Annotated in this window: 14 protein-coding genes; 3 read left to right on the top strand and 11 right to left on the bottom strand. The window is 71.0% G+C overall.

Features of this window, described 5'->3' with window-relative positions; translation table 11 throughout:
* On the top strand, positions 1-1,224 hold a 1,224-nt coding region (locus C1I97_RS15135), incomplete at its 5' end, for an MFS transporter (protein ID WP_258382574.1).
* A 121-nt stretch (positions 1,225-1,345) separates the two neighbouring features.
* Positions 1,346-2,329, top strand: coding sequence for a sigma-70 family RNA polymerase sigma factor (locus tag C1I97_RS15140; protein WP_111003751.1), 984 nt, complete (start codon positions 1,346-1,348; stop codon positions 2,327-2,329).
* Here the strand turns inward: C1I97_RS15140 and C1I97_RS15145 are convergent.
* Positions 2,246-2,638 (bottom strand): STAS domain-containing protein, encoded by a 393-nt coding sequence (locus C1I97_RS15145; protein ID WP_258382575.1) that lies wholly within the window; start codon positions 2,636-2,638, stop codon positions 2,246-2,248. The two genes, C1I97_RS15140 and C1I97_RS15145, sit on opposite strands and share 84 nt — an antisense overlap.
* A gap of 136 nt (positions 2,639-2,774) precedes the next feature.
* Between C1I97_RS15145 and C1I97_RS15150 the strand changes: the two genes are divergently transcribed.
* A complete protein-coding gene (locus C1I97_RS15150) occupies positions 2,775-3,695 on the top strand; it encodes an AEC family transporter (protein ID WP_111003739.1) in 921 nt (306 codons plus the stop codon).
* Positions 3,696-3,702: 7 nt separating this feature from the next.
* On the opposite strand, the gene C1I97_RS15155 is transcribed toward C1I97_RS15150, so the two are convergent.
* The 10 genes from C1I97_RS15155 to C1I97_RS15200 all read right to left on the bottom strand — a co-directional run.
* Complete coding sequence (locus C1I97_RS15155) at positions 3,703-4,287, bottom strand: Uma2 family endonuclease (protein WP_111003740.1); 585 nt, start codon at positions 4,285-4,287, stop codon at positions 3,703-3,705.
* 95 nt (positions 4,288-4,382) lie between these two features.
* Complete coding sequence (locus C1I97_RS15160) at positions 4,383-5,660, bottom strand: thymidine phosphorylase (protein ID WP_181446732.1); 1,278 nt, start codon at positions 5,658-5,660, stop codon at positions 4,383-4,385.
* 81 nt (positions 5,661-5,741) lie between these two features.
* Positions 5,742-6,164, bottom strand: coding sequence for a cytidine deaminase (locus C1I97_RS15165; RefSeq protein ID WP_111003742.1), 423 nt, complete (start codon positions 6,162-6,164; stop codon positions 5,742-5,744).
* On the bottom strand, positions 6,161-7,423 hold the full coding sequence (locus C1I97_RS15170; protein WP_111003743.1) for an ABC transporter permease: 1,263 nt from the start codon (positions 7,421-7,423) through the stop codon (positions 6,161-6,163). Before C1I97_RS15170 ends, C1I97_RS15165 begins: the two co-directional genes overlap by 4 nt.
* The gene (locus C1I97_RS15175) at positions 7,420-8,550 is read right to left on the bottom strand and encodes an ABC transporter permease (RefSeq protein ID WP_111003744.1); all 1,131 of its coding nucleotides are present in this window, start codon (positions 8,548-8,550) and stop codon (positions 7,420-7,422) included. Before C1I97_RS15175 ends, C1I97_RS15170 begins: the two co-directional genes overlap by 4 nt.
* The gene (locus tag C1I97_RS15180; RefSeq protein WP_111003745.1) at positions 8,547-10,151 is read right to left on the bottom strand and encodes an ABC transporter ATP-binding protein; all 1,605 of its coding nucleotides are present in this window, start codon (positions 10,149-10,151) and stop codon (positions 8,547-8,549) included. Before C1I97_RS15180 ends, C1I97_RS15175 begins: the two co-directional genes overlap by 4 nt.
* Positions 10,152-10,386: 235 nt before the next feature.
* Positions 10,387-11,439, bottom strand: a complete 1,053-nt coding sequence (locus tag C1I97_RS15185) for a BMP family lipoprotein (RefSeq protein ID WP_111003746.1) — start codon at positions 11,437-11,439, stop codon at positions 10,387-10,389.
* Positions 11,440-11,645: 206 nt separating this feature from the next.
* Positions 11,646-12,689, bottom strand: a complete 1,044-nt coding sequence (locus C1I97_RS15190; protein ID WP_111003747.1) for a BMP family lipoprotein — start codon at positions 12,687-12,689, stop codon at positions 11,646-11,648.
* Between the two features lie 307 nt (positions 12,690-12,996).
* Positions 12,997-14,241: an amidohydrolase gene (locus tag C1I97_RS15195; protein ID WP_111003748.1), complete on the bottom strand. Its 1,245-nt coding sequence runs from the start codon at positions 14,239-14,241 to the stop codon at positions 12,997-12,999.
* A gap of 305 nt (positions 14,242-14,546) precedes the next feature.
* On the bottom strand, positions 14,547-15,402 hold an 856-nt coding region (locus C1I97_RS15200; protein ID WP_111003749.1), incomplete at its 5' end, for a hypothetical protein.

Consider the following 15,402-nt stretch of genomic DNA (forward strand, 5'->3'; position numbering starts at 1 on the left):
CTCACCGACTCCGACTCCCGCATGGCCCCGGGCGGCCCCGGCTACCGCCGGATGAACCTGGCCCTCTTCCTCGCCGGCGTCGCGACCTTCGCGCTGCTGTACTCCACGCAGGCCCTGCTGCCGCTGATCTCCGGCGAGTTCCGGGTGGCGGCGGGCGAGGCGAGCTGGACGGTGGCGGCGGCGACCGGCGGTCTGGCGCTCTTCGTCCTTCCGATGAGCGCCCTGTCGGAACGTTTCGGCAGGCGGATGGTCATGACGGCCTCGCTGGCGGTCGCGGTGGCCGTGGGGCTGGTGGTGCCCTTCGCGCCGTCGCTGGGCGTGCTGGTGGTGCTGCGGGCGCTGCAGGGTGCCGCGCTGGCGGGTCTGCCGGCGTCGGCGCAGGCCTATTTGGCGGAGGAGGTTCGGCCCAGGGCGCTGGTCACGGCGATCGGCCTGTTCGTGGCGGGCAACAGCGTGGGCGGCATGAGCGGCCGGATCATCACCGGCTGGGTGGCCCAGGAGTGGGGCTGGCGGGTCGCCGTCGGGATGATCGGTGTGATCGCGGTGGGGTGCGCGGTGGCCTTCCGCCTGCTGCTGCCGGCACCGCGGCACTTCACGGCGGGCTCGCTGCGCCCGCACGCGGTGGCCCGTACGGTCCGCGACCACCTCGCCGATCCGCTGCTGCGCCGCCTGTACGCGATCGGCGCGCTGTTCATGACCGTGTTCGGCGGCGTCTACACGGTGATCGGCTACCGCCTGACCGAGGCCCCTTTCTCCCTCCCCCAGGGCATCGTCGGTTCGATCTTCCTGGTGTACCTGGTGGGTACGGTGTCGGCGTCGACGGCGGGCCGGCTGGTGGGCCGGCTGGGCCGCAGGGGCGCCCTGTACCTGGCGGGCGCCACGACGGCGGCGGGTCTGCTGCTGTCCTTGTCGGCGTCGGTCGTGCCGGTGCTGCTGGGCCTGGTCCTGATCACGGCGGGCTTCTTCGCCGGGCACGCGGTCGCCTCCTCGGCGGTCAGCAGGACGGCCACCCACGGCCGCGCCCAGGCCTCGGCGCTCTACCAGTCCGCCTACTACATCGGCTCCAGCGCGGGCAGCACGGTGGGTGCGATGGCCTTCCACTCCGAGGGCTGGGCGGGAACGGTCGGCGTGGGGCTGCTGGCGGTCCTGGGCGTCGTGGCGATCACGGTGCTCGGTTCGCGGGCGGCGCGCGTGGCGGCACGGCGGGAACCGGTACCGGCATGAGCACCCTCTGACCTGCTGGTTCTTCCTGACCGGGAGGCGTTGTCAGTGCCTCGCGGTAGCTTCCGGGGTGCTGGGCGTGACGACGCGCACCGGACGGGACGGCCACAGGGGTGAGTGGACGATGGGAAACGGTACGGCGACGACGGCGGACCTCGCCGAGCAGCTGGAGAAGCACCGGGTCGAGCTGACCGGTTACTGCTACCGGATGCTCGGCTCGTCCTTCGAGGCGGAGGACGCGGTCCAGGACACCCTGGTGCGCGCCTGGCGGAGTCACGACAGGTTCGAGGGGCGCTCCAGCCTGCGCTCCTGGCTCTACCGCATCGCGACGAACGTCTGCCTGGACATGCTGACGGCGGGCAACAAGCGCGCCCGGCCGATGGACCTGACCGAGTCCACGCCGCTGGCCCGTGCGGCGCTGTCCCCGCGCCCGGACCACACATGGCTGGAGCCGATGCCGGACGCCCGGATGCTGCCGGTGGTCGAGGACCCGGCGGAGGCGGCGGTCGCCAAGGAGTCGGTGCGGCTGGCCTTCATGGCCGCCCTGCAGCAGCTGCCGCCCAAGCAGCGGGCGGTGCTGATCCTGCGCGAGGTGCTGGCCTGGAGGGCGAGCGAGGTCGCCGAGCTGCTGGGCACGTCGGTCGCCTCGGTCAACAGCGCGCTGCAGCGGGCGCGTGCCACGCTCGCCGAGCGGCGCGACCGGGGCGCCGACGCGGCCGTGTCGGACCCGCTGGACGAGGAGCAGCAACGGCTCCTGGAGCGCTATGTGAAGGCGTTCGAGGGGTACGACATGACGGCGCTGACCGCGCTGCTGCACGAGGACGCGGTGATGACGATGCCGCCGTTCGACCTGTGGCTGACGGGTTCCGCGGACATCACGGGCTTCATGACCACGCTGGGCGCCGCCTGCGCGGGCTCCCGGCTGCTGCCGGTGTCGGCCAACGGGCTGCCGGGCTTCGCCCAGTACAAGCCGGACCCGGACGAGGGCGGCTTCACCCCGTGGGCGGTGCAGGTCCTGGAGGTGTCAGGAGGCCGGATCACCGGGTTCCACTGCTTCCTCGACACCCGGCGCTGGTTCCCGCTGTTCGACCTGCCGCCCCGTCTCTGACTCGAAGCGGAGGCCGACCAGGTCGAGCAGGGCGCCCAGCCCCGGGCCGGGGTCGCGCAGCCGTATGCGGCCCCCGGCCCGCCGGGCGGCGAGCTGCAGCCGCGCCAGCAGGTCGACGGCGCCGAGCCCCGGCGGCCCCAGCCCGCCGACATCGCACACCACGACCCCGGCCCGGGTCCCCTCCAGCAGCGCCCGCACGTCCTCGCACAACCCCGCCACCTCCTCCCGGGTGACGGGGCCGGCGAGCACGAGCACGGCGGGTGTCCTGGCGTCCATGGTCGGTAGACCGCCCGGCCGGCCGTGACTCATCGCCGGACGGGGCGGCACCGCGGGCATCGAAGATCACATTGACCGGTTCGGTTCCCTCCCCGGAGGGTGGCCGCATGCCCCACGGAACCGCACCGCCCTGGATACGCGACGGCCTCCCACTTGCCAAGGGGGCCGTGTGCAGGGGGTGTTGAGCGGGTTCGCCGTCATCGCGGTCGTGATCGGCGTCGGCTACGTGATCGGCCGCCGCGGCTCACTCGGCGCCCAAGGCCGCGAGGTGCTGACCAGGCTGGCCTTCCACGTGGCCTCCCCGGCCCTGCTGTTCAGCACGCTCGCGCGGGCCGACCTGTCGGTGATCTTCTCCAGCCGGCTGCTGGTGACGGCGATGAGCACGGCCGCGGCGGCGGGCGTCTTCGTGGCCTTCGGCGCGGTCCGCCGCTGGGGCGTGGGCCGCACCACGATCGGCGCCCTGTGCTCCAGCTACGTCAACTCCGGCAACCTCGGCATCCCGATCGCCGTGTACGTCCTGGGCGACGCGTCCCTGGTGGCCCCGGTCCTGCTGTTCCAGCAGATCGTGGTCACGCCGATCGCGCTGACGGTCCTGGACCTGTCCGGCGCGGGCGAGAAGGGCCCGCTGTGGCAGCGCCTGCTCACGCCCCTGCGCAACCCGATCGCGGTGGGCTCCCTGTCCGGGGTCCTGGTCTCGGCGACCGGCATACGGGTGCCCGGCCCGGTCATGGACCCGGTCGCCCTGATCGGCAACATGTCGGTCCCGGCCGTCCTGCTGGCCTACGGCATCTCCCTGCGCGGCAGCACGGCCCCCGGCCGGGGCCGCGACCGCCACCTGGTGCTGCTCGCCGTCGCCCTGAAGTCGGCGGGCCAGCCACTGGCGGCGTGGGCACTGGCGTCCGCCGTCTTCGGCCTGCGCGGAGCGCCTCTGCTGGACGTGGTGGTCACCTCGGCCCTGCCCGCCGCGCAGAACCTGTTCACGTACGCGAGCCGCTACCGGGTGGGTGAGTCCCTGGCCCGCGAGGCCATCCTGCTCTCGACGGTCCTGTCGGTGCCGGTGCTGGTGGTGATCGCGGCACTGCTGGGGTGACGGGACGTCAGTCGGCCGGGAACTCGGCGGTGTCGATGACGAGGTCGAAGGGGGCGGGGAGCTTGAGGGGCTCGCCGAACTTGGCGCTGCTCAGTGGACGGTAGACGTCGCCCTTCGGTTCTCCGTAGAACGTCGCGGTGGGACCGTCGGGGGCCCAGCGGTCGACGAGGAGGTAGAGCGGGATGCCCGCGGTGGCGTAGGCGGCGGGCTTGCTGATGCGGTCGTGTCGGGCGTTGGACTTGGAAGTCACCTCGACCACGAGCTCGGCCAGGGCGGCAGGGATGTGGGTGTCCGCCTCCGTGTGCTCTCGCACCGGGGCCACCACAAGGTCCGGAATGAGCATGCCCAGCCGCGAGGGCACGGCGATCGCCAGCGTCTGGAAGATTTCCCAGTCTTCGGGGATCACGGAGTAAAGGCGACGCTGGATACGGGCCGCGATCACGTTGTGGCGGTACGCGGGAGCAGGTGACACGGTGATGATCCCCTCGATGATCTCCACCTTGCTGCCCTCGGGCCATTCCATCTCCTCCCAGAACCGGACGAGGTCGTCCCAGCCCTGCTCGGGATCATGGCTGACGGTGAGTGCGCTCATGGCGGTCTCCTATCGGTGCGTCACCGATCCCAGCATGCCGAACGGGACCGGTGGTGGTCCACCGATCCCGTTCACCCGAAAGAGGAAAGTGCAGGTCAGGCGATACGTTCCAGCACCACCGGCGAGGCGGTGAAGTCCGTGCCGACCGGCGCGATGTCGTACGCGCCCTCGACCGCCTGGAGGGCGTACTCGAAGCGCTCGGGGGTGTCGGTGTGCAGGGTCAGCAGGGGCCGGCCCTCGGTCACCGTGTCGCCGGGCTTGGCGTGGAGCTCCACGCCCGCCGCCGCCTGGACCGGGTCCTCCTTGCGGGCGCGGCCGGCGCCGAGGCGCCAGGCGGCGACGCCGATGTCGTAGGCGTCGAGGCGGGTCAGGACGCCGGAGGACGGGGCCTTGATGACGTGCTGTTCCCGGGAGGTGGGCAGGGGGGCGTCCGGGTCGCCGCCCTGGGCGGCGATCATGCGGCGCCAGACGTCCATCGCCGAGCCGTCGGCCAGGGCCTTGGCCGGGTCGGCGTCCTTCAGGCCGGCCGCGTCCAGCATCTCGCGGGCGAGGGCGAGGGTCAGTTCGACCACGTCCGCCGGGCCGCCGCCGGCCAGGACCTCGACCGACTCGCGGACCTCCAGCGCGTTGCCCGCCGTCAGGCCGAGCGGGGTCGACATGTCCGTCACGAGCGCGACCGTCCGCACGCCGTGGTCGGTGCCCAGGCCGACCATCGTGGACGCCAGCTCGCGGGCGTCCTCCAGGGTCTTCATGAAGGCGCCGGTGCCGACCTTCACGTCCAGGACCAGCGAGCCGGTGCCCTCCGCGATCTTCTTGGACATGATGGAGGAGGCGATCAGCGGGATCGCCTCGACCGTGCCGGTCACGTCGCGCAGGGCGTACAGCTTCTTGTCCGCGGGCGCCAGTCCGTCGCCCGCCGCGCAGACCACCGCGCCGACGCCGTCCAGCACGGACAGCATCTCCTCGTTGGACAGCAGCGCCCGCCAGCCGGGGATGGACTCCAGCTTGTCCAGGGTGCCGCCGGTGTGGCCGAGGCCGCGGCCGGACAGCTGCGGGACGGCGGCGCCGCACGCGGCGACCAGCGGGGCCAGCGGCAGCGTGATCTTGTCGCCGACGCCGCCCGTGGAGTGCTTGTCCGCGGTCGGGCGGGACAGGGAGGAGAAGTCCATGCGCTCGCCGGAGGCGATCATCGCGGCGGTCCAGCGGGCGATCTCGCTCCGGTTCATGCCGTTGAGCAGGATGGCCATCGCGAGCGCGGACATCTGCTCGTCGGCGACCTCCCCGCGGGTGTACGCGTCGATCACCCAGTCGATCTGCTCGTCGCTGAGCTCACCGCGGTCCCGCTTGGTGCGGATGACGGAGATGGCGTCCATGGCCATGGGCTCGGTTTCCTTCCGGGGTGCGAAGGGGGGCGGCCCCCTGGTCCTGTTCAGGCTCGGGGGGCCGCCCGGGACTTACTTGGTGAGGTGCTCCGGGCCGAAGGCCTGCGGCAGCATCTTCGACAGCGGCAGGATCCCCGCCGGCGTCTCCAGCAGCAGGTCGGGCCCGCCGAACTCGTACAGCAGCTGCCGGCAGCGCCCGCACGGCACCAGGACGTCGCCGTTGCCGTCCACGCAGGTGAAGTGGGTCAGCCGCCCGCCGCCGCTGTTGTGCAGCTGGGAGACCAGTCCACACTCGGCGCACAGGCCGAGCCCGTAGGAGGCGTTCTCGACGTTGCAGCCGGTGACGGTCCGGCCGTCGTCGACCAGGGCGGCGACGCCGACCGGGTAGTTCGAGTAGGGGACGTAGGCGCGCGACATCGCCGCGCGCGCCTCCTCCCTCAGCGCCGCCCAGTCGACCGCCGCGGCGTCTGCGGCGTCCGGGGTGTCCGGGGTCACTTGCCCTGTCCCTTCCGGTACGACTGACCGTTCGCCTTCGGCATCCGCAGGTGCTGTGCCGACAGGGACAGCACCAGCAGGGTGACGATGTACGGCGTCGCGGTCACGACCTGCTTGGGCACCTCGTTGGTGCCGAGGTACCAGGCGAACATCAGCGCCGAGATCACGGCGGTGACGACGGCGGGCACGAACCTCTTCTTCCACACCAGGTATGCCACACCGAACACCAGCAGGATCGCCAGCAGCAGGATCAGCGCGTGCACGTTGGTGGTGCCGCCGCGCAGGTTCAGGCTGTCGGTGTAACCGAACAGGCCGGCGCCGAGGGCGAGGCCGCCCGGCATCCAGTTGCCGAAGATCATCGCGGCGAGGCCGATGTAGCCGCGGCCGGCGGTCTGGCCGTCGAGGTAGACGTTCGAGGCCACGAGGGACAGGAAGGCGCCGCCCAGGCCCGCGAAGCCGCCGGAGATGATCACGGCCAGGTACTTGTACTTGTAGACGTTGACGCCGAGCGACTCGGCGGCCACCGGGTTCTCGCCGCAGGAGCGCAGCCGCAGCCCGAAGGCGGTGCGCCACAGCACCCACCAGGTGAGGGGGACGAGGGCGAGCGCGATGACGGTCAGCGGCGACAGGTCGGTGATCAGTCCGCCGAGCAGGCCGGCGACGTCGGAGACCAGGAACCAGTGCTTGGTGTTGAGCGTGTGCAGCCAGTCGGACAGGCCGGGGACGGAGAAGCTGCCCAGCGAATCGACCGGCGGGGACTGCTTGGAGGAGCCCTGCGGGGCGTGCTCGAAGGTGAACTTCGACAGGTAGCGGCAGGTGCCGAGGGCCAGGATGTTGATGGCCACACCGGAGACGATGTGGTTGACGTTGAACGTCACCGTGGCGATGGCGTGCAGCACCGCGCCGAGCGCGCCGCCGATGATGCCGAAGACGATGCCGGCCCACGGGCCCCACTGGTAGCCGGCCCAGGCGCCGAACCAGGTGCCGAGGATCATCATGCCCTCGAGGCCGATGTTGATCACGCCGGCCCGCTCGGCCCACAGGCCGCCGAGGCCCGCGAGGCCGATGGGGACGGCCAGGCGCAGCGCGGTGGACATCTGGCCGGTCGAGGTGATGCCGTCCGCGCCGGTGATCAGGCGGACGACCGAGGTCAGGACCAGTACGCCCGCGATGATCAGCAGGAGTACGGGGAGGGAGACACGGCGGCCGCCCCTGCCGGGCTGCTTGACCTGCGGCTTGGCGATGGTCGCGGTGGTCATCGGGCCGCCACCTCCTTCTTCTCGGAGTTGTTCTGGGCGGCGGCCGCGGCGAGCTCCAGGCCGACCTGCTTCTGCTGGCGGCGCAGACCCCACTGGCGTACGGCCTCGTAGGAGATGACGACCGCGAAGACGATCAGGCCCTGCATGATCGTGGCGATCTCCTTCTCGTACGCGACCGGGACGGCGTAGTCGAGGGCGGGAGAGGCCTTGTCGAGGAAGGCGATCAGGAGGGCGGCGAAGGCGATGCCGACCGGGTTGTTGCGGCCGAGCAGGGCGATGGTGATGCCGGTGAAGCCGAGGCCGGTCGGGAAGCTCAGGCTGTAGGTGTGGGCGTCGCCGAGCAGCAGCGGCAGGCCGGACAGGCCCGCGACCGCGCCGGAGATCAGCATGGCGGTGAGCACCATCTTCTTGGCGTCGACGCCGGAGGCCGCGGCGGCGGTCTCCGACCCGCCGGTGGCGCGCAGGTCGAAGCCGAAGCGGGTGCGGTTGAGGACGATCCAGTAGACGACGCCCATGGCGACGGCGAGGAAGACCAGGCCGTAGATCCTGCCGACCTCCGGGCCGAGGTCGACGCCCGTGATCCAGCCGGACTCCTTCATGACGCCGGTCGTCATGTTGTTGCCGACCTGCACACCCCACATGTCCTTCAGGGTGAGGTAGCCGATGAGGCTGGTGGCGATGGCGTTGAGCATGATCGTGGCGACGACCTCGCTCACGCCCCGGGTGACCTTCAGCAGGCCGGCGATGCCGGCCCAGAAGGCTCCGGTGAGCATGCCGACGAGCAGCAGCATCGGTATCTGCAGGAAGGACGGCAGGGCGACGTGGGCGCCGACGACGGCGGTCATCATCGCGGCGAGCCGGTACTGGCCGTCGACGCCGATGTTGAACAGGTTCATGCGGAAGCCGACGGCCACCGCGAGCGCCGCCAGGTAGTACATCGACGCCTGGTTGATGATCAGTACCTGGACGTCGGAGAACGACGCCTGCTCCAGCATCAGGGCGTACGGCTCGATCGGGCTCTTGCCCGAGGCGATCAGCACGACCGAGGTCAGCAGGATCGCCGCGACGAGCGCGATGACCGGGCCGGCCACCGCGAGGAGCACCCGCTCCTTGTCGAACTTCTTCATCGGGCCTCGTCCTCCGGACCGGCGTCTGCGTCGTTTTCTGGGGCGGTCTCTGCGTGTTCCAGGTGGCCGGACGCGGCACCCGTCATGGCCGAGCCCAGTTGCTCGGGGGTGATGGTGGCCGGGTCGGCGTCGGCGACCAGCCGCCCGTTGTAGATCACCCGCAGGGTGTCGGACAGGCCGATCAGCTCGTCGAGGTCGGCGGAGATCAGCAGCACGGCCAGGCCCTCGCGGCGGGCCTCGCGGATGTGGTCCCAGATCGCGGCCTGGGCGCCGACGTCCACACCGCGGGTGGGGTGGGCGGCGATGAGGAACTTGGGGCTGTGGCTCATCTCGCGGCCGACGATCAGCTTCTGCTGGTTGCCGCCGGACAGGGAGGCGGCGGTGACGTCGATGCCGGGGGTGCGGACGTCGTACTCCTGGACGATCCGGCGGGTGTCCTCCTGGGCGCCCTTGGGGTCGAGCCAGAAGCCCTTGGCGTTGGGGCGTTCGGTGACGTGGCCGAGGATGCGGTTCTCCCACAGCGGGGCTTCCAGCAGGAGGCCGTGGCGGTGGCGGTCCTCGGGGATGTAGCCGATGCCGGACTCGCGGCGGCGGCGGGTGGGCCAGAGGGTGATGTCCTCGTCCCCGAGGGTGATCGTGCCGGAGTCGGCGGACTTGAGGCCGATGAGCGCCTCGATCAGCTCGGTCTGGCCGTTGCCCTCGACGCCCGCGAGGCCGAGGACCTCGCCGGCGTGGAGGGTGAAGCTGATGTCGTCGAGGACGGCACGGCCGCCCTCGGCCTGAAGGCGCAGCTTGTCGACGGTGAGCACCGGCCGGTCGGTGACCGTGGACTCGGCGGTCTCCGGGGTGGGCAGTTCGCTGCCGACCATCATCTCGGCGAGCTGGCGCGAGGTGGTCTCGGCAGGGACGGCCGTGCCCACGGTGGTGCCGCGGCGTATGACGGTGATGTCGTCGGCGACCGACAGGACCTCGCCCAGCTTGTGGGAGATGAAGATGACGGACAGGCCCTCGGCCTTCAGCTCGCGCAGGTTGTCGAAGAGCGCGTCGACCTCCTGCGGGACGAGTACGGCGGTGGGCTCGTCGAGGATGAGGATGCGGGCGCCGCGGTAGAGGACCTTGAGGATCTCCACGCGCTGGCGGTCGGCGACGCCGAGGTCCTCGACCAGGGCGTCCGGGCGGACACCGAGGCCGTAGCGGTCGGAGATCTCCTTGATCTTCCTGCGGGCGCCCGCGCCGATGCCGTGGAGCTTCTCACTGCCGAGGACGACGTTCTCGAGCACGGTGAGGTTGTCGGCCAGCATGAAGTGCTGGTGGACCATGCCGATGCCGCGGGCGATGGCGTCGGCGGGGCTGCCGAAGCCCACCTGCTCGCCGTCGACCGCGATGGTGCCCTCGTCCGGCTTCTGCATGCCGTAGAGGATCTTCATCAGGGTGGACTTGCCGGCGCCGTTCTCGCCGACGAGGGCGTGCACGGTGCCCTTGCGGACCACCAGGTGGATGTCGTGGTTGGCGACGACTCCGGGGAACCGTTTGGTGATGCCCGTGAGTTCCACCGCGACGGTCGACCGAGCGGTGGGCGGAGGGCTGCTGGACGCGTCGATGGCGCACTCTCCTTGGGGAAAGGGGCCGCTCTACGCGCGTAGCGCCCCTACTTTAAATAGTGCCCGGATCTGATCGATCTTGATTCACTCCCGATCCGTTCCGAGCATTCTGCCGCGAACGGGGTGCGGGTCCTCTTGCGTACCGCACCCCGTTCCGCAACCGTGACACCGCCGTCGCGGCGCCCTTTCCGGCCGTTCCCACAGCGGGCCCACGGCCCGCCTCACGGCCGTCCGGTCAGGAGTTCTTGACCTTGATCGAGCCGTCCTTGATGCCTTCCTCGGCCTTCTTGAGCGCGGCCTGCAGGTCGGCGTTGTCCTTGAAGACCGGGTTGGAGTCGGCGAGGCTCACACCGCCGTTGGCGAGGGAGCCGCGGATCTCGCCGGACAGCGGCTTGCCGTCCTTGACCGACTTGGCGAGCTCGTAGACCGCGCCCGAGACGTTCTTCAGGGCCGAGGTGAGGATGTGGTCCTTGTACTTGGCCAGGGAGCTCTGCTGGTACTGGTCGGAGTCGACGCCGATCGCCCACACCTTGTGCTCGGCGGCGGCCTTGATGACACCCTGACCGGACAGGCCGGCCGCGTGGTAGACGACGTCGGCACCGGCGTCGATCTGGCCCTTCGCGGCGTTCTCGCCCTTGTCGGGGCTGGAGAAGCCGCCCTCCTCCGCGGTCTGCGTCAGGTACTGCTTCTCGATCTTGATCTTCGGGTTGACCGACTGGGCACCCTGGACGAAGCCCGCCTCGAACTTGCGGATCAGCGGGATGTCCACACCGCCGATGAAGCCGATGTGGTTCTTCTTGGTGCTCTTGGCCGCCGCGACACCCGCCAGGTAGGAGGCCTCCTCCTCGTGGAAGACCATGTCGGCGACGTTGTCGGCCTTGACCTGGTCGTCGTCGATGATGCCGAAGGTGGTCTTCGGGAACTTGGCGGCGACCTCCTCGATGGCCGGCCCGTAGACGAAGCCGACACCGATCACCGGGTTGTAGCCCTGCTTGGCCAGGGTCTCCAGGCGCTGCACCTTGTCGGCGTTGGACTCGCCGTCCTGCGGCTCCACGTCCAGGCCGCCGATGCCCAGCTCCTTCTCAGCCTTCTGCAGACCGGCGTACGCTGCGTCGTTGAAGGACTGGTCGCCCCTGCCGCCGATGTCGTAGGCCAGGCCGATGCCCTTGTTCTTGCCGTCGGAGGACGAGTTGGACGAACTGGTCGAGCTGCTGCCACAGGCGGAAACGCTGACGGCGAGGGCCGCGGTCGCAATGCCTGCAACCGCGATACGGGACAACCGGCGCATGGAACGAGACTCCTTTGTGCAAGCGCCCATACCAGGCGCTGGTTCCGCCGCAGCGTAACGCGCGTAGACCAGACGGAAAACCCCTTCTGTCCGCTCTGTTATCGACCTGTGGCCACATATACCGGCCGTCCTCACCGACAGCAGTGCGCCCCTTGCGCAAGGCAAGGGGCGCACGGGGTGGTGCGGGTCACCGTTCCGGACGGCCGTCACTGCGTGCTGACGGTGACCTTGCCGTCGATGATGTCCTGCTTGGCCTTGTCGACGGCGGCGACGACGTCCTTCATCGCCTGGTACTTGGGGTTGGAGTCGGCGAAGCCGACGCCGCCCGACTTCAGGTCGCCGCGCACCTCGCCGCTCAGCGGCTTGCCCTCGACCACGGACTTGGTGAGCTCGTAGACCGCACCGCCGACGTTCTTCAGGGCCGAACCGAGGATCCAGTCCTTGTACTTGGCCAGGGAGTCCTGGTTGTACTGGTCGGAGTCGACGCCGATCGCCCACACCTTGTGCTCGGCGGCGGCCTTGATGACGCCCAGGCCGGACAGGCCGGCCGCGTGGTAGACGACGTCGGCACCGGCGTCGATCTGGCCCTTCGCGGCGTTCTCGCCCTTGTCGGGGCTGGAGAAGCCGCCCTCCTGGGCGGTCTGCGTCAGGTACTGCTTCTCGATCTTGATCTTCGGGTTGACCGACTGGGCACCCTGGACGAAGCCCGCCTCGAACTTGCGGATCAGCGGGATGTCCACACCGCCGATGAAGCCGATGTGGTTCTTCTTGGTGGTCTTGGCCGCCGCGACACCCGCCAGGTAGGAGGCCTGCTCCTCGTGGAAGACCATGTCGGCGACGTTGCCGGCCTTGGCCTGGTCGTCGTCGATGACGCCGAAGGTGGTCTTCGGGAACTTGGCCGCGACCTCCCCGACCGCGGGGCCGTAGACGAAGCCGACCCCGATGACCGGGTTGTAACCGGCCTTGGCCATCTGCTCGAGGCGCTGCACCTTGTCGGCGTTGGACTCGCCGTCCTGCGGCTCCACGTCCAGGCCGCCGACCTTGAACTCCTTGTCGGCCTGCTGGAAGCCGGCGTACGCGGCGTCGTTGAAGGACTGGTCGCCCCTGCCGCCGATGTCGTACGCGAGGCCGATGCCCTTGCCCGTGTACTTCCCGGAGGAGGAGCTGCCGGACGAGGAGGAGCTGCCGGTCGACTCGTTGCTGGTCTTGCCGCACCCGGCGGCCGCGAGCGCGACGACCGCTACGGCCACCGCGGCTTGGGAGAACCTGGTCCTCGATGAGTTCAGACGCACAGCAAGCACCCCTTCTTGCCCACGGCGCCGTCGCCGGCCCGCAGCCCCATGAGCCGCCTGTGGTGGCGATTCCGGCGCACAGTAACGCGCGTAGAAGCAGAGGGGAACGGGGTTTTTCACCGCCGTTACCGAACCGTGCCGACAGCGGGCGACGGCGACGCGGCCCGACGACGGGCGGGCGACGCGATCGGACGAAGGGACACCGGGCGGGCGACGCGATCGGACGAAGGGACACCGGGCGGGGTGCCCCTTCGCCCGTGGCCGCTCAGCGCGTCGGGTGCAGCAGGGCGGCGGCGGTGAACAGCTCCACACCCACCCTGATGGCGGACTCGTCGGCGTCGAAGTCCCCCTGGTGCAGGTCGCGCACGGTGCGCTCGCCCGGGGTGCGCACCCCGAGGCGGGCCATCGCGCCGGGCACCTGCTCCAGGTACCAGGAGAAGTCCTCGCCGCCGAGGCTCTGTGCGGTGTCCTCGACCGAGGACGCGCCGCGCCGGGCGGCCATGGCGTCGCGCAGCAGTTTGGTCGCCCCCGGTTCGTTGACGACCGGCGGCACCCCGCGCACGTAGTTGATCTCGGACTTGGCCTTGTGGAGGTTGGCGACCTCGTCGATCGCGGCGACCACGATGTCGGGCGCCTGCCGCCAGGCGTGGATGTCCAGGCAGCGGACGGTTCCGGCGAGTTCGGCGCGCTGCGGGATGACGTTCGGGGCGTGCCCGGACTCGATCCGGCCCCAGGTCACGGCGAGCCCGGCGCGAGTGTCGACCCGGCGGCCGACGAGCGCGGGCACGTCGGTGACGACCCGGGCGGCGGCGGTGACCAGGTCCGTCGTCAGATGCGGCCGGGCCGTGTGCCCGCCGGGGCCGTCCAGCTGGATCTCCAGCCGGTCGCAGGCGGAGGTGATGGCTCCCTGGCGCAGCCCGATCCGGCCCGCGTCGACCCGAGGGTCGCAGTGCACGGCGACGATCCGGCCGACGCCTTCCAGCGCCCCGCTCTTGATGACCTCGGCGGCACCGCCGGGCAGCACCTCCTCGGCGGGCTGGAAGATCAGCCGCACGGGCCGGGGCAGCAGCCCCTGCCGGTGCAGGTCGGCGAGCACCAGCCCGGCGCCGAGCACGACGGTGGTGTGCACGTCGTGCCCGCAGGCGTGGGCGCGGTCGGGAACGGTGGAGCGGTACGGGCACTCGCCCTTGGTGTCGGGGATGGGGAGGGCGTCGATGTCAGCGCGCAGGGCGAGCAGACCCGGGCCGCCGTCCGGCCCCCCGGGGTCCGCGCCGATGTCACAGACGAGCCCGGTCCCGGCCGGAAGCACCCGCGGCGCGAGCCCGGCCTTCCCCAGCCGTTCCTTGATCGCGGCGGTGGTGCGGAACTCCTGGTTGCCGAGCTCCGGATGCATGTGCAGGTCGCGCCGGAACGCGACGAGCTCGGCGTACAGCGCCTCCGGCAGGGTGCCGGGAAGGGCGGCGTCCACCGTGGCATCAGCAGGGAGATCGGCCTCGGACTCTGGGGACATCAGCTGTTTCACCCTTTGAAGGGTAGGACGCCCAGGCGGTCGGCTGACCCACGATCAACAAAAATTCAACCCGTCAGAGGGAGAAAAACTGGCCGCCCGGCGCATAGGTGTCGGCTGGGATGGGTAAGCTCGCCCGCCTTGGCCGCCGAGCGGATCACGGAATCCCCGGGAGTGCGGCACTCGCCACACCTCTGGCACCCGTCCCTTTTTGTGCTTTTCTCCACGGATACCACGCCCCGCCCGAACCACGCCCGAGGTGTTCACCTGTCGGACGGACATTCCGTGCCGGATCCCGGCGGGCGCGGTCAGCCGGCCGGGACCGTCCGGGCGAGGCGGTGCACGTCGCGGGCCGTGCCCGTCACCCCGGACAGGAAGCCCCGGGCCCGTGGGGAGGCGTGCGCGGTCAGCCAGCTCGGGTCGATGTCGCAGACGGTGACGCGGACACCGGTGCCGGCCAGGGCCGGCGGGAGAGTGTGGACGACGGTGGAGGGAAAGCTGAGGATCGTACGGCCGATCGGGCCGCGCCGGGCGATCAGCTCCAGGGGGAGTTCGGGGCGGACGATCTCCAGGCCCGTCTCCACCGCCAGCCGGTGGAGTTTCCCGGCGCTCTCGCGCCGGTGGGCGAAGTAGCGGGTGGCCCCGTGGGCCCCGGCCAGCCCCCGTACGGCGTCCAGGTACCGGTCGCCGTCGACCACGCCCGTCTCCACCAGGGACGTACCCACCAGGTCGGCGCCCCCGGTGACCCGGGGCGGGCCGAAGCGGGCGCGGGTCCAGGCGAAGCGGTTCCCGGTGACGGTCACGCCGTCCGGGACCTCCTCGACCGGCATGGCCGAGAACACCTCCACCCGGCGCCCCGCGCCCGGTGTCAGCCGGCGCCGGGCCGCGGCGGACACCGGGCCGAGGAGGAGGTCCCGCGGGCCGCGGCGGCCCCCCTTGCGGTGCCAGCGCACCAGCCGCTCCCCGCGGGCGAGCTGGGTGACGAACTCCATCGTCGCCGTGCCGTCGTCCACGACGACGAGGTCCCGCGCCGTGGTGATCGTCAGCAGCAGCTGGACGTACCGCGAGAACGGATCGCCCATCACCACCCGGTCCGCCCTCCGCAGCAGCGGGGTGAGCCCGCCGACGGTCCGCAGCGGCGCCCCCGCACCGCCCCGCGCCTCC

The organism is Streptomyces sp. NTH33, assembly GCF_003236365.1.
Taxonomy (GTDB): Bacteria; Actinomycetota; Actinomycetes; order Streptomycetales; family Streptomycetaceae; genus Streptomyces.